The organism is Candidatus Bathyarchaeia archaeon, assembly GCA_041447175.1.
Taxonomy (GTDB): domain Archaea; phylum Thermoproteota; class Bathyarchaeia; order Bathyarchaeales; family Bathycorpusculaceae; genus JADGNF01.
This window is the reverse complement of sequence record CP166960.1, coordinates 1,149,860-1,171,088: the sequence shown is the minus strand read 5'-3', so window position 1 is coordinate 1,171,088 and position 21,229 is coordinate 1,149,860. Positions and strand designations below refer to the sequence as shown.

General features: G+C 48.6%; 21 protein-coding genes. 9 read left to right on the top strand and 12 right to left on the bottom strand.

The genetic code is table 11. The annotated features are described in order from the left end of the window. The first annotated feature begins 265 nt into the window (after window positions 1-265). Complete coding sequence (locus ACBZ72_06090) at window positions 266-3,016, top strand: PQQ-binding-like beta-propeller repeat protein (protein ID XES78441.1); 2,751 nt, start codon at window positions 266-268, stop codon at window positions 3,014-3,016. Between the two features lie 131 nt (window positions 3,017-3,147). On the opposite strand, the gene ACBZ72_06085 is transcribed toward ACBZ72_06090, so the two are convergent. The 3 genes from ACBZ72_06085 to eif1A form a co-directional block, all read right to left on the bottom strand. Next, window positions 3,148-3,723, bottom strand: coding sequence for a pre-rRNA-processing protein PNO1 (locus ACBZ72_06085; GenBank protein XES78440.1), 576 nt, complete (start codon window positions 3,721-3,723; stop codon window positions 3,148-3,150). Further along, the gene (locus ACBZ72_06080; GenBank protein ID XES78439.1) at window positions 3,710-4,504 is read right to left on the bottom strand and encodes a serine protein kinase RIO; all 795 of its coding nucleotides are present in this window, start codon (window positions 4,502-4,504) and stop codon (window positions 3,710-3,712) included. The genes ACBZ72_06085 and ACBZ72_06080 overlap by 14 nt, the downstream gene beginning before the upstream one ends. 71 nt (window positions 4,505-4,575) lie before the next feature. After that, window positions 4,576-4,881 carry a translation initiation factor eIF-1A gene (gene eif1A, locus ACBZ72_06075; GenBank protein ID XES78438.1) on the bottom strand — a complete coding sequence of 102 codons (306 nt, stop codon included), beginning with the start codon at window positions 4,879-4,881 and terminating at the stop codon, window positions 4,576-4,578. A gap of 179 nt (window positions 4,882-5,060) precedes the next feature. On the opposite strand from eif1A, the gene ACBZ72_06070 reads away from it, so the two are divergent. After that, complete coding sequence (locus tag ACBZ72_06070; GenBank protein XES78437.1) at window positions 5,061-5,414, top strand: GYD domain-containing protein; 354 nt, start codon at window positions 5,061-5,063, stop codon at window positions 5,412-5,414. 68 nt (window positions 5,415-5,482) lie between these two features. Continuing rightward, window positions 5,483-6,283 (top strand): HD domain-containing protein, encoded by an 801-nt coding sequence (locus ACBZ72_06065; GenBank protein XES78436.1) that lies wholly within the window; start codon window positions 5,483-5,485, stop codon window positions 6,281-6,283. Between the two features lie 21 nt (window positions 6,284-6,304). Here the strand turns inward: ACBZ72_06065 and ACBZ72_06060 are convergent, their stop codons facing one another. The 7 genes from ACBZ72_06060 to ACBZ72_06030 form a co-directional block, all read right to left on the bottom strand. Continuing rightward, window positions 6,305-7,333: a zinc-dependent dehydrogenase gene (locus ACBZ72_06060; GenBank protein ID XES78435.1), complete on the bottom strand. Its 1,029-nt coding sequence runs from the start codon at window positions 7,331-7,333 to the stop codon at window positions 6,305-6,307. A gap of 28 nt (window positions 7,334-7,361) precedes the next feature. Then, window positions 7,362-8,156, bottom strand: coding sequence for a 3-hydroxy-5-phosphonooxypentane-2,4-dione thiolase (lsrF, locus tag ACBZ72_06055; GenBank protein ID XES78434.1), 795 nt, complete (start codon window positions 8,154-8,156; stop codon window positions 7,362-7,364). Window positions 8,157-8,299: 143 nt separating this feature from the next. After that, on the bottom strand, window positions 8,300-10,789 hold the full coding sequence (locus ACBZ72_06050; protein XES78433.1) for a ComEA family DNA-binding protein: 2,490 nt from the start codon (window positions 10,787-10,789) through the stop codon (window positions 8,300-8,302). A gap of 207 nt (window positions 10,790-10,996) precedes the next feature. Continuing rightward, window positions 10,997-11,236 carry a hypothetical protein gene (locus ACBZ72_06045; GenBank protein XES78432.1) on the bottom strand — a complete coding sequence of 80 codons (240 nt, stop codon included), beginning with the start codon at window positions 11,234-11,236 and terminating at the stop codon, window positions 10,997-10,999. A 108-nt stretch (window positions 11,237-11,344) separates the two neighbouring features. After that, the gene (locus ACBZ72_06040) at window positions 11,345-12,067 is read right to left on the bottom strand and encodes a succinate dehydrogenase/fumarate reductase iron-sulfur subunit (GenBank protein ID XES78431.1); all 723 of its coding nucleotides are present in this window, start codon (window positions 12,065-12,067) and stop codon (window positions 11,345-11,347) included. Beyond that, a complete protein-coding gene (gene sdhA / locus ACBZ72_06035) occupies window positions 12,067-13,791 on the bottom strand; it encodes a succinate dehydrogenase flavoprotein subunit (protein XES78430.1) in 1,725 nt (574 codons plus the stop codon). The genes ACBZ72_06040 and sdhA overlap by 1 nt, the downstream gene beginning before the upstream one ends. 142 nt (window positions 13,792-13,933) lie before the next feature. Further along, on the bottom strand, window positions 13,934-14,407 hold the full coding sequence (locus ACBZ72_06030) for a methylglyoxal synthase (GenBank protein ID XES78429.1): 474 nt from the start codon (window positions 14,405-14,407) through the stop codon (window positions 13,934-13,936). Window positions 14,408-14,813: 406 nt separating this feature from the next. On the opposite strand from ACBZ72_06030, the gene ACBZ72_06025 reads away from it, so the two are divergent. From ACBZ72_06025 to ACBZ72_06015, 3 genes are all read left to right on the top strand, one after another. Beyond that, the gene (locus tag ACBZ72_06025) at window positions 14,814-15,227 is read left to right on the top strand and encodes a hypothetical protein (GenBank protein ID XES78428.1); all 414 of its coding nucleotides are present in this window, start codon (window positions 14,814-14,816) and stop codon (window positions 15,225-15,227) included. 50 nt (window positions 15,228-15,277) lie between these two features. Continuing rightward, window positions 15,278-15,913 carry a DNA-3-methyladenine glycosylase gene (locus ACBZ72_06020; protein XES78427.1) on the top strand — a complete coding sequence of 212 codons (636 nt, stop codon included), beginning with the start codon at window positions 15,278-15,280 and terminating at the stop codon, window positions 15,911-15,913. Window positions 15,914-16,053: 140 nt separating this feature from the next. After that, the gene (locus ACBZ72_06015) at window positions 16,054-16,836 is read left to right on the top strand and encodes a hypothetical protein (protein XES78426.1); all 783 of its coding nucleotides are present in this window, start codon (window positions 16,054-16,056) and stop codon (window positions 16,834-16,836) included. Between the two features lie 57 nt (window positions 16,837-16,893). Here ACBZ72_06015 and ACBZ72_06010 read toward each other — a convergent pair whose 3' ends face one another. Beyond that, window positions 16,894-17,106 carry a hypothetical protein gene (locus ACBZ72_06010; GenBank protein XES78425.1) on the bottom strand — a complete coding sequence of 71 codons (213 nt, stop codon included), beginning with the start codon at window positions 17,104-17,106 and terminating at the stop codon, window positions 16,894-16,896. Between the two features lie 4 nt (window positions 17,107-17,110). Beyond that, window positions 17,111-17,245: a hypothetical protein gene (locus ACBZ72_06005; GenBank protein ID XES78424.1), complete on the bottom strand. Its 135-nt coding sequence runs from the start codon at window positions 17,243-17,245 to the stop codon at window positions 17,111-17,113. 59 nt (window positions 17,246-17,304) lie between these two features. Between ACBZ72_06005 and ACBZ72_06000 the strand changes: the two genes are divergently transcribed. The 3 genes from ACBZ72_06000 (at window position 17,305) to ACBZ72_05990 (ending at window position 21,173) form a co-directional block, all read left to right on the top strand. Then, window positions 17,305-19,143, top strand: a complete 1,839-nt coding sequence (locus ACBZ72_06000; GenBank protein ID XES78423.1) for a NosD domain-containing protein — start codon at window positions 17,305-17,307, stop codon at window positions 19,141-19,143. 66 nt (window positions 19,144-19,209) lie between these two features. Continuing rightward, window positions 19,210-19,578: a hypothetical protein gene (locus ACBZ72_05995; protein ID XES78422.1), complete on the top strand. Its 369-nt coding sequence runs from the start codon at window positions 19,210-19,212 to the stop codon at window positions 19,576-19,578. Window positions 19,579-20,390: 812 nt separating this feature from the next. Continuing rightward, on the top strand, window positions 20,391-21,173 hold the full coding sequence (locus ACBZ72_05990) for a sugar phosphate isomerase/epimerase family protein (protein XES78421.1): 783 nt from the start codon (window positions 20,391-20,393) through the stop codon (window positions 21,171-21,173). The last annotated feature ends 56 nt before the right edge of the window (window positions 21,174-21,229 follow it).

Here is a 21,229-nt window from a genome sequence, read left to right as displayed (position 1 = left end):
CGCGTAGGATGATTACGATCTTGAGTGCGGGAGGCAAATGCGTTGCTCTTTGAGTGCGTGTTGTGCCTCTAAGAGCCCCCAATCAGGAAACGAGCGTTCTTTTGAATTTTAGGTGATTTGTGTCTTTAGTGTAGTGAGTGGTTCATCTATGCGTTAAATTTGATAAAATATGTTTGTCAAGAGCGCTCGTGTGCCTTGATTTCTAAAAAATTTTATAACCGCACCAAATCATATATGAAACCACCATTATTGGAGAGAGAACGAAATGAAAATTTTTAGAAATAAACTATTAGCTGCCGCAATTGCTTTACTACTAACGTTGACTATCACTGGTGCACTTGTAGCTTTGCCAATAACAGCCGCTCACGACCCGCCATTGAGCATTCCCGCTTGGTGCTATGCCGGTGTTTCACCACGAACCGTAGGCGTGAACCAACAAGCTTTAATCGTCTTTTGGTGCAACTGGGTTCCCCCCACCGCTGCTGAAGACAGCAGATACGGTGACCGATGGGTCTTTAACGTGGACGTAACTGCACCTGACGGAACAACCGAAACGCTAGGACCATTTGATTCTGACCCCGTAGGCGGCTCATACACCACATACACACCCACCCAAATAGGCACCTACGCAATCGTAGTTCAGATGCCTGCGTACACCATAACGGGTCTTCCCAGTGCCTCCGGAGTTCCCATCAATGACCCAAGCCTCAACGACGTCTACGGACCCGCCACAAGCGAACCCGTATACCTTACCGTACAAGAAGACCCAGTTACAGGCTGGTACGAAAATCCCGCTCCCACCAGCTACTGGACCCGCCCGATAAACAGCGCAAATAGGGACTGGTCCTCCATTGCCGGGAACTGGCTAGGCGGTGACGCGCAAAGCATCGCACCCGGATGCAGCGCCTACGTGACCAGCATGTTTACCCCAAATGAGGTCTATGGGCATGGTATAGCCACTGAAAGCGCTCACATACTGTGGACAATGCCCTATTACGCTGGAGGCATTATGGACCAATGGTTTGGCGACACCGGTTATGCAACCTCGCATTATCAAGGCATCAACTTAGGCAATCCCATAATTATCCAAGGAAAACTTATCCTCGACTGGCGCAACACCGCCCACTCCACAAGCGGCTGGTTAGTCATTGACCTGTACACAGGCGAGCTGTTGTCTTTCGAAAACAGCACGAAACCCGCATTTGGGCAGATCTACAATTATGAGTCACCAAACCAGCACGGAGGCTTCCCCTACTTGTGGAGAACATCTGGTGTCACTCTACCTGAGAATAATACCTCCGAGCTGGGAAAGCAGACTTGGGAGATGCTTGATGGATATACTTTGCAGTCTGTGGCAAAAGTAGCTAATGTTTCTGCTGGCGGTACCGGAGTCTACGGCATAGACGGTAGCATATTGCGTTACAGCCTTAACACAATCGACGGAGTACAATACTTGCAAGTGTGGAATTCCTCTGCAATACCCTCCATGCTTGGGGGTTCAACTGGAACCAACTACTGGCAATGGAGACCTATGGGAGGCGCCTTCGGTGGCGACGCTAAACCTCTTGGATACTATGTTCACGATGGTAACCAAGGCTGGTCACTAAACGTGACAATCACACCCGCAATGAAGGGAAGCTTACTAACGGTTCGTCAAGACGACTTTGTAATCGGTGGAACTGCTGGCAAGAACAACGGCACCTACATTGAAGAAGGTAACCTGTGGTGTTTAAGCCTCAAACCCGGTGAAGAGGGCACACTGCTGTGGAACAAAACCTTTACGCCACCCCAATCCGTACCCGACTTAGCTGCAGGCAGCGGCTTAACAAGCTACGGCGTAGGTCTAGGAGAGGTAGACCCCGAAGATGGTGTTTTTCTCTTTGAAGAACGAATGACATTGCAGCGGTGGGGCTACAGCCTTGATACAATGCAGCTCCTTTGGGGTCCAACTCAACCCGAGGAAGCCTTCAACTTTTACGGTTTGAGTGAGACCATCTATGAAGGAAAACTGCTTTCCTATGGCTACGGCGGACAATTAAGAGCTTATGACCTTACGACCGGAGACATCCTATGGACCTACAACGCCACAACAGTCGGCGACGAATCCCCCTATGCTGGCAACTATCCAATCGGCATTGCCTGTATTGCTGACGGAAAAATCTACACTGTCTCAAGCGAGCACTCTCCTACGCAGCCACTGTGGCGTGGACCAAACTTACGTTGTGTCGATGCAGAGACTGGAGAAGAAGTATGGAGTATACTCTTCTGGGGCGGCAGGATGTCCCCTACTGAGCCAAACGTGTACATCGCAGATGGCATTGTCGTGGGTTTGAATTACTACGACATGTCGATATACGCGTTCGGCAAGGGACCTAGCGCCACCACAGTTACCGCTTCACCAAAGGTTTCAACATTCGGAAATAACGTATTAGTGGAAGGCGCAGTCACTGACCAGTCACCCGCGGGAAGGCGTAATACCAACGGCATTTTAGACTTCACCCTCAAGGACACGCCGGCGATATCTGACGAAAGCATGGCAGCATGGATGGAATATATGTTTATGCAGCAACCGATGCCCGCAAATGCGATGGGCGTGGAAGTAAAGCTGGAAACACTTGACCCTAACGGCAACTTTTACGAAATTGGCACAACCACCAGCGATGCAAGCGGTTACTACTCATATGCATTCACACCTGAAGTCCCAGGCACCTACACCATAATCGCTACTTTCGAAGGCTCCAACTCATACTACAGCTCATTTGCGGAAACCGCCATAAACGTGCAAGAAGCACCCAAAGCCTCACCTACGGCTATTTCGCCTATACCTACCGCGCCTTCACAGACCCCCTCTCCATCTCCTACGTTACCAGTGCAGACCTCCTCTTCTTCACCGTCAACCGCTGTTGTTCCCCCAACTAGCGCATTGCCCACCACAACATATCTAGCCATAGCAGCAGCCGCCGTTGTAATAGTTGTAGCCGCATTAGCTCTTGTCCTAAGAAGACGCAACAAATAGCCCCCATCCTCTTCTTTTTTCTTTTCTGCTGAAAAATGGAGCAAAAATTGATTAGAAGCTAAAAACTCAGCCTGACTCTTGGCTATTTTGGTATTTCTGTTGACTAAAAAAGGTTGTTTTGTGCGGAATGTTTATTCTTCTTTTCTTTCCCAGAGTTCGAGTTTTTCTTTTTTGAGTTCGCGGCGTTTCTTTTGTAGGTAATTGTAGACGGTGTGATGTTCGCTGCCTTGAATAATCATCTGAACCGCGTGCCTTACCACTTCAATTTCGCTGAAGTCGCCGATGAAGCCGACTGTGTGCCCGTAAACCACCACATCCGCTTCTGTTAGTTCCTCGATGGTGCGTCGGGTTTTGCCGTTCATGCCTATTATGCGGCTTTTTACACGTCGAATATCCGAGTCGGACCTGCCGAAAATCGTCCGTAAATCAACAAAGTCAAAGATGGCATCTTCATTACGGATGAGGCGAAATGCTTGGTCAGGCGCAAAGCCTCTGCCGATTGCTGTAACTACGTCTTTTGCTCGTAAAATCAACGATGGATCAGGGGCTTGTTCGTCAAGCTTGATTGTCACCCCGCCATCCTCGCTGGCAATTTCTAGTTTAACTTGTAACCGTTCTTCAATGTCGCGTTTCACGGTGCCTTCAGGGCCAACGAGTACGCCGACACGTTCTTTGGGTATTCGTACAAATGAATTAAGATTTGACATTTTTACCTGTAACCTGTTTGTAAACTTCTTCGTTTGACAGAACTTCTACGCCTTGGCGCTTAAAGAACCTATTCACGTTATTTATGTCTCGGTTTAAAAGAGAGCTTGCGAGTGGGTGAGTTGTGGGCACAGACTGGGACATGTCAAACATAACCAGTTTTCCTTTCCAAATCATCAGGTTGTACTCGCTTAAATCCCCGTGGATGAGCTCGGCTTTACGGTACAGCCGCTTCATGAATGTTATCACTTGCTTGTATGTTTTCTGGGGGTCTTTTGGCGACTGCTCCTTAAGCGAAGGGGCACTAACGCCGTCTTTCCCAAGAAACTCCATAATAACCACGTTTCGCTCGACAGCGATGGGTTTGGGCACCCGAATCTTTGCTTTCTCGGCTGCATCCAAGTTCCGAAACTCCTTCTGTGCCCACGTCGAAATCAGCGAGCGTGTGTCCCGCTTGACATTTCGAAAACGATAGTCCCCTTCAATGTACATGAGCATGCCCTTCTTAAACTCCGCAGACGAAGTCAAGTAGATTTTGACTGCCCGCTCTTCCCCAGTTTTAGTTTTGCCCCAGTAAACCCGCGCTTCTTTTCCCGCGCTCACCACACCGTTCACTTCGTGCAGGATGCCGCTGGTGAGAAACCGGTACAGAACCATCCGTGTGGATTGGTCAAAAACTTCTTCGATGGTTGCGCGTTCGTTGCTGAAGTCGTGGACGAGCATGCGGTCTCGGCGTTCGATTCTTTTTTCTTGGCGGGTGATTCTTTCGCGGGCTTTTGACATAACGTATCCGTCAGCAAAATCGTTTAAGGAGCATAAAAGGGTTTAACAAACAAAGAAGAAGATTGGGTTGTTTAAACGGTGAGGAAGCCTTTTCGGCGCAGAATTTCTGCTTGCCCGTGAGTGTAACGCCATGTAACGTCACCGCGTGTGTCGGTTTGGAAGTCCCACGGCGAAACTAAAACCACGTCGCCTTCGCGTATCCAGACTCTGCGTTTCATTTTTCCTCTGATGCGGCATAAGCGCTCTTTGCCGTCTTGGCATTTGACCATGATGCGGTCAAAGCCCAGTAACTTCGTAACTACACCTAGCAATTCGCCTTGTGAAGGGTAAACCATTTCGTTGAGGTTTCCTTCGTTTAACACTTTTTTCTTACCCATCCAACACATCTCTCGGGTTAATTGCTTTGAAGAGTGGAAGACGTTGCTTAAAAGCCTGTTTATCCGTTTTCACAAAAAACGCTTCAACAGAGAGTTGCCCCACAAATTGGGCGACGCTTCCACTCTGAAGGTAAAGTTTATCTTGGGTCACAAAAGAATTTCTAGAGAGGTTTTTAGAAATGCCCTTCTACTTGGTGCAGTTATCTTACACTAACATTGCTTGGAACACCCTAATCAAAGAGCCCCAAAACCGGCTTGAGCTTGTTCGTCCCGCAATTGAGAATTTGGGTGGCAAAGTTGAGTTCGCTTTTCTCTCGTTTGGTGAGTTTGATGTGGTTGCGTTGTTTGAGTTGCCAAACAATGTGGATGCGGCGGTGGTTTCTATGCTGTTCATGGCTGGCGGTGCCCCCAGGCAAGTAAAGATTACGCCGCTTATGACCTGGGACGAAGGCGTTCAAGCAATGAAGAAAGCCAAAAAAGCCACCTATACGCCTCCTAAAAAGAATCCGATGCTTGACCGCACCTCAGATTAACTTATCGGTTGACGTAAGTTTAAATTTTCAGGATGCACAATAAGCTTTGTAGTTTGAGGTGCCGCCTGATGTCTTACACTTTTAACATACCCTACAGAGATAACCCTAAGCTTCAGCAAGTTATGGATTCGGTTAAGCAAAACCGTAAACTGCACACTTACTGGCGGTGCAGCAATGTAATGGCTATTGACCGCTTGGGCTACACTGACCATGGACCCACCCACGTAAAAATCGTCTCAAACTTAGCGTTGAAGCTTTTGCGTATCCTCATCGGCAGGCAGGTAACGCCCAGCATCGTTAAAGACTACGGCATGCGAAACGAGGATGCGGAGGTTGTGGTGGTTTTAGGCTCCATCTTTCACGACTTAGGCATGGTGGTCATTCGGAACCACCACGAGATGTACAGTGGCTTGTTGGCGCTGGAATTTCTTGAAGCATGCCTCAAACCCGCATACACCGAAGAAGAAGCCGCCATACTCACTTCCGAAGTTCTCCACGCCATTGTTTCGCATGAACGCCCCTATTTGCCCAACAATAACCCGTTAACATTGGAGGCAGGCATCGTGGGCATCGCAGACGCCTTAGACATGGAGGCTGGACGCGCCCGCATCCCGTTCAGCGCAGGGAAAGTGGACATTCACGCCGTTTCTGCTCTAAGCATCGAAAAAGTCGAAATCCTAGAAAACGAGTCCCCCGACGCTAAGCCAATCACTATAAAAATCAGCATGTCCAACTCTGCCGGGGTTTTTCAGATAGATGAGCTGCTTAAGCCGCGCATCGAAACCTCAGGGCTGCAGAAGTATTTTCATGTGGTGGCTGAAATCACCGGCGAGAAAGAGCAGAAAATTGTGGAACGGTTCGAAATCTAACCTGCAACAGGAAGGATGTGGCTATGGATTGTTGGGTTGCAAAATCACTTTCAGTGATTCCCCTGCAGTAGCTACCAGCCTAAATCCTTCCGCTGCCTCCGTCAAAGGCAGTCTGTGGGTAATCATGTCCTGTACATTTAACTTCTGGTGCGAAAGCAACCCTAACGATGCCTCCAAATCTTCTGGGGCAGCGCCGTAGCTGGTTCGCATGGTGATTTCGTTGCGCCAAAAGTCCGTGATGGGCACGGGAATGCGCACGGTGGGGTCGGGTACAGCAAAGAACAGGATGGAGCCGCCTTTATCCACACACTGCAACGCCGTTAAAGCCGCGGGTGTTGCTCCAGTGCAAACAATAACTTGGTCAGCTAGGCGCCCATTGTTTGCTTCTTTGAGTTTTTGGGGGACATTTTCTTTGGTGTTTATCGTGTGGTTTGCGCCGAATTTTTCGGCTTGGGTTAACCGAAACGGGTTAATGTCGGAAACCACGACGTTTTGCACGCCATTTGCCTTAGCCAACTGTGTATGAAGAATTCCTGCTAAACCGCCACCGATTATCAATGCAGTGTCATCTTTTTTAAGCCCCGCGAGCCGCTGTCCCCTAACCACGCAAGCTAGTGGCTCAATGAAGGTGCCTTCCTCAAATGACATGTCGCTGGGCAAGGGGTATACGCCGTTTTCCACATTGATTTTTGGCACCCTAATATACTGCGCAAAGCCGCCCGGGTAGTAGTTGGTTGTGTGTAGTGTTTCGCATGCGGTGTGATGTCCACGTTGGCAGTAACGGCACGTGTTGCAGGGCACGTGATGCGAGACAAAGACGCGGTCGCCCATCTTGTATTTGGTGACGTTTTTTCCCGTCTCTTCAATGACGCCTGTTGCTTCATGCCCCAACACTTTGGGGGCTCTGGGGACGCGGTACCATTCGGTGACGTCGCTTCCGCAGATGCCTGACGCCATGACTTTGAGGAGAAATTCATCGTCGCCGATTGTGGGTTTTGGCATTTCTTGTATGCGGACATCTTTGTTGTTGTAGTACATGGCAACAAGCATTCGCGTCACCAAAAAAGACGACGGGTGGTTATGCTTTTCCTGCGATAACCTGCTCGTAGAGGTCGTTGGCTTCGTTGGCGTTGTAGTTTTTGTGTATGATGGCTTGGATGGCGCGCATCGCCGCAGCGGGGTGGGCGGTTTGCCAGATGTTTCGGCCGAGGTTCACGCCTATGGCGCCTTTTTGCATGCCGTCATAAACGAAGTCAAAAACTTCTTTCTGGGTTTCCGTTTTGGGTCCGCCAGCGATAACGATGGGTACAGGGCAGCCGTCGACGACTTTTTCAAAGTTTTCTTTGCAGTAGTAGGTTTTAACGACGCGGGCGCCGATTTCAGCGGAGATTCTTGCCACCAACGCCAAGTATCGGGCTTCCCGTTTTTCCAGTTCACGCCCAACCGAGGTTACCGCCATGGTGGGTATGCCGTAGTCTTCGCATTCATCCACCAGTTTGCCAAGGTTGGTTAGGCTTTTGTTTTCGCCGCCTGTTCCCACAAAAACGGACATGGAAACTGCGGAGGCGTTGAGCCGAATGACTTCTTTGACGGATGTGACTATGCTTTCGGCGGTCATGTCGCCTACTACGCTGACTGCGCCTGACACGCGCATTATAATTGGTTTTGAGATTGCGGGGTCAATGCAGTTCCTGAGCACGCCGCGGGTTAGCATTAAGGCGTCTGCGTATTGCCAGAGCGGCTTTATGGTTTCGGCGGGTTTTTCCAGACAGTGAGTTGGACCCTGGAAGTATCCGTGGTCAATGGGCAAAAAGAGGGCTTTGCCGTCTTTCTGAATGAGTTGTGATAAGCGGTTTTTCATTCCCCAATCCATATTTCATATCTCCGTTGAGTGTTCTGGCTTAACGATTAAATAACCCTTCCTATGATAAGACCATAAGCTGCAATATTGCTAAAAAGATTATAAAGAAAAACAAGGGGGAAGATGTTTAGACATCTTCAACGTTTTCTGGGCTTTTATGTTGGGCAGCCGGAGGGGTCCCAGTCGAAAGTAACGAATGCCTCTTGGTGTTGGCTTGTGGTGTCGAACTGGTATCCGCTCATGTAACCTACGATAGTTCGCGTCCAAATTCCAAGCTTCACACCGTAGGCACATTTGACTTTTGCAGGAGATTGAGTTACTCCACAGAGGTTAAGTTGCATCAGTTCTTGTCCCATTCCGCCGTCAGCAGCTCCAATTACCCCAGTTTCGTTGGTTGTGCTCGTCGGGGGGTCGTATGTTCCAGAACCGATTCCGACACCTGAAACGTTGATGTTTCCGCCGAAAACTGTCAGGGAGTAGTTTCTGAAGTAGTCGTCGCTGAAGTTGCCATAGATGACAATAGGCTCTGGTCCCGTAAATGTTCCGCATTTCCGATAGTTGCCTGCTGTATCTTTTATAACTACGCCTTTGGCTGGTAAGGGTGTGGGGGTTCCTCCAAAAGTGAACAGTTTTGGTTGTACATTGTCGATGACGAGGTGCACTTCGCTGCTCTTAAGTAATGTATGTGCCCCGTTTGCTAATTCCAACTTGAGAAGATAGTTTCCGTTTTTGCCAGCTGTGTTCCACTGCGCAAGTGATGTGAGACTGTAGTTGTCAAGGTCGTCTTCATATTCAGCTCTGCTAAACCATCCATCCGCGTCAGGACCGCGTTTGATGCTGTAACCGAAAATGCTTCTTGCGGTTCGTTTGTCCATAACGTTTTTCCATGTTAGACCATTATCTTCGCTGTATCTGAATCGATAGTATTCGACTTGGTAGAGGTTTATGTTTGCCCAAACCGCAACCAACCCACCAAATGGGCGGTCATAGGTTCCTGGAACAGTGTCGCCTGCATAAATCTTAATGGCTAAGCCTTTTTGGGTTCCAACCTGTGCGATGTCGTCGACGTGTATCCCGCTTACAATTTCAAGTTTGCATTCGGCGCTCGCACCGTTTAGTGGTCTGATCTGGATTTGTTTCTCAAGCACGTTACCCCACGCTGGCGTGTAGGTGTGCCCATAAGGTGTGGGGTCAGCATTCCACGACAGGATGGCTTTTACTTTGACTACGTTTTCAGTTGTGCATTCCTCAAGCTTTGATTCAATTATTTCTTTTGGAATGGTGGCTTTGACAGCGTAGAACAAGTGTTTGTCTGCAGCTTTAGGGATATCGTGGACGGCTACGGATGCGGTGTTGACGTATTGATAGCCTGTGCCCCAGTCGATGTAGAATGCCACGTATTCTTGGCTGCCTAACGTGCAGAGGTCACCGTTGAATCCTGAGGGCAGCTTCAGTTCGATTATGGCTTCTAAGAGGTCGCCTTCTGGGTAAAGGCCCACGCATTTAAGCTCTTCATACTTTACTTTGGGGTCAACCAGGACTACTGGAATGAGCAGGTCGGGATTTACTACAAGTTTGGGTAGCAAATCTTTGACGGTTGAAGACGGCATTGATTTTACTGCTTTCATGAGTGGCGATTTTTCTTGCGATTTACTGATGGAACCGAAATAGTTGGGGTTCTTGGTGATAAGTTCTTTGAAGTTAGCGCGTTCTGCTTCAATTTTGCCTTCTTTCTTCATCATCTCTTCGGCGGCTATTGATTTTTCAATCATGGCTTTGACTTCGAGTTTGTCGCCGACGAAAACCATGTTTTCTGTTTTCGTGAATTCGGGTAGGGCAAGGATTAGTGTTTTATATGGTTTGATTTGTACCCAGCATTCCACCACGTTGCCCCATGCTGGCGGGTAGTTGGGTCCTGTGGGAATTGTTTGCCATGAAAGAATTGCGCGCACTTTTACGATTTGGGGAGAATTGCAGAAGTGTTGTTTTTTGGGTGTGAATGAGGTTCTTACAGCATAATAGATGTGTTCACCGTCAACTGATGAGAGGTCATGGACGTTTACTTCTGCGGTTGCGCCTGCTAACTCGAAGCCTGCGCCGTCGTTGTAGTCAATGTAGAATGATACGTATTCTTTGCTCCCTTGGGCGCATAAAGGTCCGAGGTAGCCGTTAGGTAATTTGACTTTGATTACAGCTTCCAAAACGTTGTCTTCGGGGTATAAGCCTACGCAGACAATTTCTTCATATTTCGTGTTTGTTGCCATTGGAACTATCGGCTTGAATTTTTCGGCTACCAGCTTGCTGGTCATGTTTCCGAAGTAGTTTGGGTTGGCGGCGATTAGGGTTTTGAATTGTGTTCTCTGTTTTTCTACCCCTTCCTGCATCGTGCCAATTTGGTCGACTATTGCGCTGAAACGTTTTGGGCCTATCAGGGGGATGTCGGCTACTTCTGTCAATGTGGTGAATGGACCGCTTTTTGTTTTGGTGTCCAAGATGCGTTGAGCAATTTTTAGGTCAACGTCTCTTTCACCGGGTACTTCAATTGCGTTTGCAATTTCTTCGCTTGTGGTTGCAGCGTTTAGAAAGCGCAAGACTTTCTTCGATGTATTTTCTGATGTTTCTTCTGGTTTAACAATTCTTGACATTTACTTTCCCTCAACAAAATCAAGGTCAACGGTATATTAGGACATAATATTTATCGCTTTTGCTCAGGTGTAATCTCAGGTCGACACTTGTTTGTTTGCAGAATTGATTTCTTTTTGCGTAAAATATATTATTGACTATTTAATTTTGAGTTAAACTAAGTTATTGAAAAGTGTGATGTTGCTTCTTTTTGAATTTTTTGCTCACATTTAAGGGGTTGCTTTTGTTTTTTCAACTTTTTCCTTCTGACGGACAATCAAATAGCCTTTTTCTATAAGCCAATGGTGAAACTGCCATGTAGTGTACCTGCAGGCGGTGCTGCAGGTTTGGCGAATCAACTCGTAGGTTTCCGGCTGGTCCTTAAGTGCGTTAAGGGTCATTTGCACGGGGCATTTGACGTCGTTGCAAAATTCCCGCCTCTTATACTCCGAGTAACCCTCTAAAGTCATAGTGCATCACTTCTAAATGGGACTTCTCAGCTATAAACTGTTCAAAACGTAGAGTGCTAAGGGTCTACCCAAAAGTAGTCGACCTACCCGCACCCACCCGAGTTGGGGTCACTTTTTGTGTCTTAGGTCACTTAGGATTTTACGCTTAACTTCCACGATGTGCTTTGTTATTTGGATTTTTTTTGGGCAAACCTGCGTACATTTAAAGTAACTCTTACAGCTCCACACACCATGCGGGGTATCCATAATTTGCAGCCGCTTCAAAGTGTCGCCTACGCGGGAGTCAAAAATGTATCGGTGCGCCCTAACCACCGCCGCTGGACCCACATATGCCGGGTCTTCTCCCTGATTAACAGGGCACGCCGCCACACAGCAGCCACACATGATGCATTTAATGTCGTCATCAAACCGTGCACGCTCCTCCATCGACTGCAGATGCTCCACGTCTTCCGCTGCCTCTGTTAACGCAATGCCTCCCGATGGGTGAACGGATTTTTCACGCTCAAAAAAAGGCTCCAAATCCACCACCAAATCCTTCACCACCGCAAACACACTCAACGGCTCAATAAGAATTTCTTTGTCAGGCGGAAAGTCTTTGACGAGTTTTTGGCAAGCCAACGCTGAAACGCCGTTGATGGTCATGCCGTCGGAGCCACAGATGCCATGGGCGCAGCTCATGCGGTAGGCTAAGCTGCCATCTTGCTCCCAGCGTATCTTGTTGAGGCAGTCCAGTACTCTGTCGGTAGGCTCCGAGTTAACGGTGAAGGTGTCATAGTGGGGTTGGAGGTCGGTTTGGGGGTCGAAACGAAAAATGCGCAGTTTGACTTGCATCAGTAAGTCCTTGCTCTTGGTTTAAACCGCGTGACCGTGACGGGTTTGTAGTCCACTTGGATTCCGTTTGGGGTTTGGGCAAGCAGGGTGTGCTTGAGCCAGTCGTGGTCGTTGCGTTGAGGATAGTCGTTGCGAAAGTGGGCACCGCGGCTTTCCTGCCGCAACAGCGCTGAGTACGCGATGGCTTCAGCGAGCTTTAGCATGTTTCCCAGCTCCAATGCGTCCTCTAACTCGTAATTGCAACGTTTCCCCTTAAACGACAACCCAACTTGAGCGTAACGTGCTTTTAGCTCTCCAATCTTGCACAACGCCTCCTCCAAGTTTGGGCGGTCGCGAAACACGCTGCACTGTTGGGTCATGGTTTTTTGCATTTCCGCCCGAATTTGGCTTATCCGCTCGTTTCCCTGAGACTCCAGCAAACCCTGCGCCTTCTCCTTCACTGCGGATTCTGCACCAGAAGGCAGTGAGGGCAAATTGTTCTGGGCAACATATCTGGCGATGTCGGTTCCCGCGCGTTTGCCAAAAACCACCAAATCAATCAGCGAATTTGTCCCCAAACGGTTGGCGCCATGGACACTTACACAGGCACATTCGCCCGCTGCATACAATCCCCCAAGCACTTGGTTTTTTCCATCAGCCAACACGTGTCCAACTGCATCTGTGGGGATGCCGCCCATCATGTAATGGCAGGTTGGAGCCACAGGAATAGGCGACTGGCTCGCATCAATTCCCAGATACGTTTGGACAAACGAGGTGACCTCCGAAAGCTTCTGCTCCAACTGCGCCTTGCCCAGATGGGACAAATCCAAATACACAAAATCCTTGCCGTTTATGCCTCTGTCTTCTGCGATTTCGGTGAGGATGGCTCTGGAAATTATGTCGCGTGGCGCCAAATCCTTCAACGTCGGCGCGTACCGTTCCATGAACGCTTCGCCTTTGCCGTTTCGTAAAATTCCGCCCTCCGCTCGGGCTGCCTCGCTAACCAAAATCCCCAGTTTGTGGATGCCTGTGGGGTGAAACTGAACAAACTCCATGTCCTCCAAAGGCACGCCTGCATCGTAAGCTAAAGCAAAGCCGTCGCCTGTGGCGGCAAACGCCATTGAAGTGGTTTTGAAGATGCGTCCGCAGCCGCCAGTAGCCAGCAGAACTGCTTTAGCGTGGAAAATCATGGGTTCCCCTGTTGCCAGCTTGTACCCCGCGACGCCGCAAACTTTGCCCTCTGAACGCAAAAGGGAAGTGATAAAAACTTCATCAAAAATCTCTACACCCCGCACCATACAGTGGTCATAGAGAGCATCCATAATTACGCGTCCTGTCCTGTCAGAAGCATAGCAAGCTCGGCGAACAGGAGCTTCCCCAAAGTTGCGGGTGTGTCCCCCAAACCGCCGCTGCTCAATTTTGCCTTGGGTGTTGCGGCTAAAGGGCACGCCCAGATGTTCGAGTTCGATGAGGCGCTGGGGGGCTTCGCGGGCGAGAATCTGGGCGATGTCTTGGTCAGTGAGGTAGTCGCCGCCTTTGACAGTGTCATACATGTGCCACTCCCAGTGGTCCTCTTCTTCGTTGCCCAACGCTGCAGAGATGCCGCCCTGCGCGGAGCCGCTGTGAGCGCGAGGAGCGTAGATTTTGCTAAGAACCGCAACATGGCAGGTTTGGGAGGCTTGCAGAGCTGCTGTTAACCCTGCGATTCCTGCGCCAACGATTACGGCGTCATATTGGTGAATCATTTTCTCTCTCCCTTTCTTGTAGATTCATGAACAGTGGCGGCTCTTGGAAGCTGAAGAAACATACGATGTTCTTATTTTGGGTCTGCTTCTAAAAAGACTTTTGCCAACCTTTTCTTGAAAGAGAAAAAAGCAGTGTTTAGCGTTAGAGCCTGATTTGCCTATCTTTGAACCGTTGCCTGTACGTCTCGTAGTCAGGTAGCATACGCTGGTAATCTTGGGTCATCAAGGGCGAAGAAACAATAAAGTCCGCCGAAGTCCGATTACAAGCCACTGGAATGTTCCAAACTGCAGCGACACGCAACAGCGCCTTTATGTCGGGGTCATGGGGCAGCGGCTCTAAGGGGTCCCAGAAGAAAATCAAAAAATCAATCTGACCTTCAGCGATGCGGCAGCCTATCTGCTGGTCGCCTCCTAACGGCCCGCTTTCAAAGACCGTGATTTCGCAGCCCAACTCGTTGGCTAAGATTTTGCCTGTGGTTCCAGTGGCGTACAGTTCATGTTTTAGTAGGGTTTCGCGGTTGTATTTGACCCAGTCCAGCAGGTCGGCTTTTTTGTTGTCGTGAGCGATAAGAGCGATTCGTTTTTTTTGACCTATTGTGGCGCTTACTTTGGTCATAATTTGAGCTTCCCTGTTAGGGTTTGTTGAAGTTGCCTATAACAATTTCCTCCATAAAACCCTTAAGAACAATAGCGCGAGTCTGACCCGAAATCTAACAGCGGAAGAAATCTTATAACCTACGATACCAGCATACTGTTGGGGGAGCATGCGCATAAATCCACTGAAGAGTTTTAGGGCAAATGTTCTTGGCCACGGTTGGCGTCATCTCCATATTTAGCATCCTCGCGCTAATCCGTAGCGGGGACGCTTGGCTGGGGCTGACATACCTGTTAATCCTTATGCTTCCCCTTTCCGGTTTCTCGTATCTATGGTGGCAAAACCGAAGCCGCCCCCAGTTGCATGTTGATTCATACGTGCGTTGGAGTAACTTTTTGTTTTCTTTGTTGGGCGTCAGTTTGGCTTTTTGGGTGTCGATTTAGCCACAACATTTTACGCCATAGCTGTCGCGCGGGTTGCCTACGAAGTGACTCCTTTGAGGTGGCCTCTGGGCGCTTTGGGCGCTTTTACCTACTATGCCCCAACGGTCGTGTTAACTTATATCCTGCTTTTTAGGATAAGACAGAAAACCTCCCTCTACGCTGCTGTTCCAATAGCCGTCGTGGCGCTTCTGATGGGCTCCATGAACCTCCATGCAGCAATATGCAACTTCCATTTTTTCCTCGCATACGCCTTTATCCCTGCAGGCATCCGATACAACCTGCTTTTCTTCGTTATAGCAGTGGACTTGGTTTATGCTGCAGTGTTAGGGCTGGCGATTCGGCGGCAACTTCTCCACAGGCAAGCAACCTTGCCACAATCAAACCGCCCTTTATGCTGAAGTGCTGGTGTGGGAACCCTTATTTGCCGCTGAAGAGGTATTTTTAAGGCATGATGCTGAAACGGGACTTCTATCAACAAGACTCGCTAACGGTAGCAAAACAGTTGCTGGGAAAAACCTTACTGTATGAAACCAGTGAAGGCAAAGTTTCTGGTATGATTGTTGAAACTGAAGCTTACCTTGGACCCGAAGACAAGGCTTCTCATGCCTTTGGCAACCGCCGCACCCGACGTACCCACACCCAGTTTGGACCCAAAGGACACGCCTACATTTACCTAATTTACGGCATGTACCACTGTTTTAACGTCACTGCAGGGGCAGTTCCGGGGAAGCCTGAGGCAGTGTTTTTCAGGGCGCTAAAACCGCTTGAGGGCGTGGACCTTATGTTTAAACGCCGACCCGCTGCTAAAGGTAACCTGGCGAATTTAACCAATGGACCCAGCAGGCTCTGCATGGCAATGGGCATCAACAAGCAGATGAACGGTTTTGACCTCTGTGCCTTGCCTTTCTGCGTCAAAGACGATGGTGTGACCGTGGCTGAGGAGGATATTGTTTGCGCAAAACGAGTAGGTGTGGATTACGCTGACGAATGGAAACATATGCCTTGGCGGTTTTACATAAAAAATAACCCGTTTGTTTCCGTGAAAACGAAACCAACCAAAGATGACCACACTTTTTCCCGATAAGAAACCTGCTGGGTAAGCCTTCAGGTCTTCTTGGTTCAAAGTAAACGGCAACCTGTTGCTTCAGGTAGAAAATAAAAATTGCAGTGGGCGGTTTTGGGAAAAACCATAAAAAGCTGACCCAACCATTAAGCGTGATTTACATGAATACCAAAGTAGCCATCACGGTAACCTTGTTAGCTGTTTTGTGTGTTGGGCTAATGGGTCAAGTTTCTGCTCAGACGCGTGTTCCAGGCGTGGCACGGGGTGACCAGTTCACTTACTCGGTGACGTCTCACTGGTCAACTGAAAACGCCACTGAACCTGAACCCGCTGGGTTAGCAGACGTGAACAGCACCGCCAGCTACACCGTTCAGATTTCAGATGTTACAGGTGTGAACGCTACCGCAACCTACACTTGGAATTTGGATAACGGCACGCAGTATGCGTTTCTGCTCACGCAGGATGTTGAGTCCGGGCAAAGCTACTATCACAGCTTTAATGCACCCCCACTGGAAATTTTGGTGGGCGCAAACATAACCGCCGGAGACCTCCTTCACCCCGCAAGTAACGATACCTACGCCGTGAACGAAACAATAACCCGCAACTATCCAAGCGGAGACAGAGACACCAACCTGATTGAAATAATCCTCCCAATTCAGAACAACGAAACTGACACCACAATTGTTGGCACAAGCACTACCCGCTTCTACATCGACAAAGCAACCGGCGTAATCGTAGAACAAGACACCGAACTCGAACACACAACAGACCCCAAGGAAACCCTCTCAATCGTCTGGACCCTAACTGAAACAAACCTCTGGGATGCCTCAAGCACTTCAGGCTTTGACCTTTCCTCAATCCAGACAATTCTAATAATCGTTGTCATTGCGGTAGTTGTTGTAGCTGCAGTTCTGGTTTTCGTTTTGCGTAGAAGAGGGCGATAACGGGAACCACCAAAATTCCCTTTTTCTTCGCCTGCTTTTTTTGTTTTGACTCGTGGTTTATTGTGGACGAACATGTTCTTGCATGAATTCTTGGTCAGAAACTGCCTGCTGCATCAGGTCTTTCACTGCCGCTGTTAGGCTTCCTGCATAGTAACGTTTGGCAACTAGCAAGGTGAAGTCTTTGAGTAGGTCAGCGGGAAACTTGTAGAACGTTACGTCGACGAGTAATTCATTTTCAATGGCGGTTACCTGTAGTGTTTTCTTCTTCACGGGCTTAGCCTTCGGTCAAGCATTTGCTTTGAACGGTTAAAAGAGGCATGTAGAAAAGACCCTGCTGGTGAGAGGAGAGGGGACAGTTGAAGTGAACCGTGAACGCCTGCCATTTGCATTGTTCTTTTTGGGGAACCATGCCGTTCTCTAGAGAGAGCTAATAAGTGCATGGTCATTTAGGATACATGGTGATGGATGGTGAAACCCTCCGCCTCTTCCCGAATGAGCGTTTTGGCTTTGATTGCAGTTTTAACGCTAACAGTCATACTCAGCGCAGCTGTGAATGCCCAGCTTGCGAATTCAAACACCCTCTTAGTCCCCGACGACTACCCCACCATAAGTGAAGCTATCAAGAACTCTTCCCCAGGCGACGTAATCGTCGTTAAATCAGGCGAATACACGGAAAACCCCATAGTCGACAAACCGCTTTCGCTCGTAAGCCAAGAGCCAAACGGCGCCGTTGTTGTGGGTGAAGGCGGAGTAACCCGCGGAGGGCGACCCGTTTTCACGTTAGCCGCCGACAACGTGACGCTTTCAGGCTTCACCATCTACAGCATCAACTACTCTGACTCCAAAGACTACGCTACTGGCGTGAAAGTCGCTGGAGATAACTGCACAATTTCAGGCAACACCATTGTGGGTACATATTACGGGGTTTTCTGTTCGGTTCAATCCAAAACCACAATTACCCAAAACAGCCTCACGGCGACCCTCAAGGACGCCATACGCATCTGCGGCGGCTCCCAAAACACCATCTCAAACAACATAATAACAGGGAACGCTCAGTCAGGCGTTGCCATAGACGGCTACTCTGACATTATAATACACAACGACATTTACGGCAACAACCGCGGTATAGGGTTAGGCGCCTCTTACTCGGTAGTTTTTGGAAACAACCTGTCCAGCAACCAAGAGAGCGGCATGTACATTGCGTCCTCTGACAGCATCATAGTAGCCAATAACATTACCCAAAACGGGTGGGGCATCTACTTTACTTCCTATTTCGCAGCCCCAAACAACAACACCTTCTTCAACAACAACCTTGTAGATAACAGTGAACCCGTGGGCACAACCTCCACCTATAACACTCAGTTTTGGGACCGCAACCAACAAGGCAACTATTGGGAAAGCAACACCACACCAGACAAAGCCTATGTGGTCTACGAAGGTAACGCCGACAATTTTCCCTTGGAGGCACCTTACGTTTTGCCTTCAGAAACCGCAGTGTCAACGCTTCCCGATACACCCAAAGCAGAAGCCATGGTGGGTTTGTGGCATTTTGACGAAGTTTTCCCTAACGGTGTAACCCCTGACTATGCCGACAGCAACCCCGTGGTTTTGGAACCCTCAAGCGACAACACTTACACGCCTGTGCTTGTCCAAGGCATGGAAGGCAATGCGTTGCGGTTTAACGGAACCGACTACACTTACGTGACGGCTTCACCAACCCTTGACATCAGTGGGGAAGTTACCATTGAGGCTTGGGTTAACGTTCAAGAATACAAGGGGGTAGAATACGAAAACATCATGGTTGAAGCCATGCGAACCCCAGACAAGTACCCCACTCGAATCATGGGCTTTGCAATAAATGGTGTGTCCCCAGAAAACGCTACGTCACCCCAGTTGGGTGCTCTTCGAGGGTTCCTCTTAGACGAAAGTGGTGTCTTTAACGAAATTGTCACAACTCAACCCGTGGTATCGCTGAACAAATGGCTGCATGTCCTGTTTGTTCGCAGCCTCGACGATGGCATGCACATCTACGTGGATGGCGTTGAGCAGGAGGTTACAGTTACGTCGGGCGTCAGAAATCCCGTTGGAAACATTGCTCTGGGAACAGAATTCTACATCGGACATGACTCCATCAGCACAATAGACGAGGTTTCAATAAGCACCACCGCAAAGTCACCTTCACCTTCTCCTTTGCCTATTTGGGTGAACGGGTGGTTCTGGATTGAACTTGCAGTTGGTGCAGTTTTTTTGGTAGGGGTTGCTTTCTTTTTGAGACGTAGTCGACAACCTATAGCAGCCTCTGTATGAGTTGCTGTTTGTTTTTGGGATGAACCTTTTAAATACGAGTTTTGTTACGAAATCTTCGTGGAAAGTATGGCGTATTTGCGCAAAGAGAACGAGCTTGTAGAGTTGGATTACCCACTTGGTAAGGTGTGGGAAGCTATGGTCAAAGCTGTTTCCAGTTTAGAGTGGACGCTTGAAGAATCCGACAACGAAACTCATAAGCTTAAAACCAAAACCAAAGGGACCTTTATGGCTTACGCCTCGAACATAACGGCTGAAGCTGCGGCTTCAGGCGAAAACAAAACGCAGGTAGCTCTTTCAGCAGAAACCCCCGTTACAACCATAACTGGAACCGTAGATTTTGGACGCACCCGTGAACGAATAGACACCTTCCTGTTTTCGCTATACAAACAACTCAACCCCGAATCATCAGCTTCCAAGAAAAAAGAGACAAAATAACTCTCGGTTTGGTTTGGCGGACCAGAAAGAAAGATCAACGTGAACTCAAAGGAGAAAGGAGAAAAACGGGTCACGTTAACCAAAGGTTCTGACCCGCCAAACCCATTTGGTTGCTATGTACTCTTTTTGTCACCTGTAATTTATTAGGAGTTAAGGCAATAAAAATTAATGCTGCATCAATTACACAACAACATCTGTTCGGTTTGTTGCTTACAGAACGTTGGCTCGGCAGATCACCGTCTTGCTGTGGGGAGGACAAGAAACCACCAGTGGGGGAGATGGCGTTAGCTGCCCGCAACTTGCCGGTGACCCGCCAATTGCACTGCGTTGCTGCGATTCAGAGTCGGCATTAACCTATAACATCTAAATGAGATAAAACGGTATGTGTGTAGCAGAAAAATGCGGCAAGAGCCAACTCTGATTGACTGAAATAAACACAAACACTGTACATCGTATGTTTAATTCATGAACCTGAACCGCAAAGGTGTTCCTGTCTGCTGTGAAAACTTTCCTTGGACGGGTCGCACAGTCACTTGATGCGTACTAAACGAAAATCCGTGAGGAGCTTATGTTGTGCGCATCTAGGTAACGTTGACCCGCCAAGGTCAAGGTGTTCTACCTTGCTATGGCTTTCCCGTTCCGCATGGTTTTCTTGGTTTGTTTTCTATAAAAACTGTTGTGACTGTAACACTACAACCACAACAACCAAAAATAAGCATGCCCCTTTCAGGTACTTCCTTCAGGGGAAAAGTAAAAGCGAAAAAATAACTACAAAAACAGCCGCTTCACTATCAAGGTCTGGTGAAAAAGAAGTGAAGCTGAGCTTTTCCAACGGGATTTTCTGTGAAAAGAAACTAGACCAAAACATAGCAGCAGTGAAATCCCTTGGCTTTGAAAACTTGGAGTTTAACCTAAAAACCATAGAACCCCGAAACGACATGGCAGCTTACGAGGTTAAAAAACTCATCAAAGAACACGGACTTAATTGCCTCACCGTTCACGCTGCCACTTTGCCCGTGACGGACGTTGTTGAAGTTCACCGTGCAGTTTACTACGGCAAACTCTCCGCCGACCTTACTTATCTCCTCGGCGCGCCAGTGATGGTTGTGCATTCTAACGTCTCTTACTTGCTTGATTTCGCGCATAGAACACGTCTGTTAAAGGAAATCTTTAAAGAAATCACGCCTTACGCCGAAAACTTGGGAATCACGTTGGCTTTGGAAAACCTGTCCTACCCCTCGATGGGGTTTGGCAAAAACGTGGCGGAACTGAAAGAAATTTTCAGTGCCATAGTCGACCCCAACATGGGTGTGACGCTTGATTTCTGTCATGCATCCGCCATAGGAGTTACTCAAAGCCTATTGGAGACCTACCATAACCGTTTACGTAACATCCACCTAAGTAGCCTGATGCATGAGCCGCTACTTGAGGAAACGCCTCCGCTACGGGATTTCATGACCCAACTGGCGCAGTACCATTACGCGGGGCCTGTCACTTTGGAGTTGAACCGAAAATGTACCACGGCGCAAATTCTTCAGACTAAAACGGTTGTCGAAAAACTAATGGATAATGTTGAATCAAGAGAAAGTTTTTAAGCGCACTGTTGCCGTTTCGAAATAATTATAGCTCTGGAGTTACAGAGAATCCTTTG